This window comes from Schnuerera sp. (assembly GCF_035459645.1).
Classification (GTDB): domain Bacteria; phylum Bacillota; class Clostridia; order Tissierellales; family Tepidimicrobiaceae; genus Schnuerera.
The window spans coordinates 1-1,967 of the sequence record NZ_DATHXO010000119.1; the positions used below are offsets into that span (position 1 = coordinate 1).

Here is a 1,967-nt window from a genome sequence, read left to right on the forward strand (position 1 = left end):
AATTTTATTAATCAAAAAGTCTTATAAATAATAACCCCAGAATTATTACAATAAAAACATAATTTTGTAACTTGACCTACGTAATACATTACACTTTATAAAAGATATAATATCTCTTCAGATATTAATTTTTAGAAAAAATTAATATTGCTTTCTACTAAGTTTACTACAATTTCTACAAAATTTCAATAGTATTTTATTTAGAAGCACGGCAATCGCATGAAAATCCATCTTTATTAGCAGGCTGCCTTTATCTTTTTAAAAATCCAGCCCAGTTTGCATAACTATTTATTTATTTCCCATTCAATTAAACATTAAAACTTATTTCTAACTAATTTAGGCAAACTTTAACAGAGATGTATATTTACATCTTTATTTTTCACCCATTTCTATATACAATACGGTCAGACTACCTGTTTTAAGAGAATAGTACAGCAAGTTATTATATGTTATTTATTATTTCTTCTAATAAACTATCGTCCATTGATGCCCTAAATCTTTTCATATTTTTACTTATTTTTTTTGGCCCTGATGTATCATTTTTAAGTATATTCATGGCTATTTTTCTTAGCATTGAAAGGTTTTCTGCTCCATTATTCTTTCTAACAGTACTTTGATCTTCTTTGAATACTACATCTAACATCCAGTGACAACTTTCTATTCCCCAATGATTTCTTACAGCTTTAGCAAATAGGTCACATTCTCCTTCTAAGGGTGATTCTAGGCTTGATATATAGTAGCAATTTTCTACAGTTATTTTACCATTCTTTTCAACTGTCCTTCTTACCATTCCTATACTTTTAAGTCCTTTCCACTTATCTTTTTCATGAAACCAACCTATATCATCTGTTTGAAAATATTCTCTTTTCTCTATTCTTCCATGTCCTTTTTCTACAGTTGTTTTTTTACTAATATTTATTTTGTCGATTTTGTTCTCAAGTGCATAATCCATATATTCCTTTACTTCTTCGTGAAACAAGCCTTGATTTCCTTTTAGTGCTAATACATAATCTGCTTTCTTTTTTATTATTCTTTCCGCTATATCCTTTTGTGTTCCCATTGCATCTATTGTTACTATGCTGTTTTCTAGAAACAATAAATCTAAAAGTTCAGGTATTGCTGTTATTTCATTACTTTTTGAATCTGTTTTTATTTGTCCCAATATAAAATTATTTTCATCTACCCAGGCATTAACTATGTGAATAGCTTTTTTATTTCCATCAGTTGAACCTCTTAAGGTTTTTCCATCTAAGGCTATAATTCTTCCTTCTGTATTATCACATAACTTCTTTGTCCAATCCATAAAGGCTCTGTTAAAGGCTTTTGGATCTAGATGTTCAAAAACTCTTTGGAAAGTGTCATGTGAAGGTATACCATTTTCTAGCTTTACATATCTTTTGAGTAAGCTTTCTTTTATCTCTCCAAATGCTTCTATTTCTAACCAAGTATTGGAGTTAGCCACTGTTGCGACGATTGCTACAAATATTATTTCTAGCAGATTATGTTTTACTTTGTGTGATTCCCTAAAATCCTCAACCTTTTCAAATGATTCTCTAAAGTCTTTTAAATTCATGTCATTTATCTCCTTTAAAATCTATTTACTATATAGATTCGACATAACTTTTAAAAGTCCTTTTTGAATTTGAAATTATTTTAATTATTTTTCATGCGATTGCCCTGTGGTTGAAAGAGGTTACATATAAATTGTAATTATTGAATACTTAGATATGTGCATTTTTTATATTACAAGTTGGCATATAATTTGCAATGTAATAAAGGTAAAGGGATAGATTTTAAATTTGTCCTAAAATATGAAGGAGGAGTAAAAATGGTCTATATAGCTTTATTAATTTCAGTCATTGTATTTATAATCTTAACTTTCAAAAAGATTTCACCACTTATAGTAGCTCCAGTAGTTACTATTCTATTAGCTTTATTGACAGGGATGAACCCTACAGAAACATTAC

General features: G+C 28.4%; 1 protein-coding gene. It reads right to left on the reverse strand.

Features of this window, described 5'->3' with window-relative positions; translation table 11 throughout:
* Positions 1-442: 442 nt before the first annotated feature.
* On the reverse strand, positions 443-1,573 hold the full coding sequence (locus tag VK998_RS02850) for an ISAs1 family transposase (RefSeq protein WP_325225254.1): 1,131 nt from the start codon (positions 1,571-1,573) through the stop codon (positions 443-445).
* Between the last annotated feature and the right edge of the window lie 394 nt (positions 1,574-1,967).

Coding starts and splice junctions, on each gene's coding strand:
- VK998_RS02850 (WP_325225254.1), bottom strand. CDS start 1,573: ATGAATTTAAAAGACTTTAGAGAATCATTTGAAAAGGTTGAGGATTTT.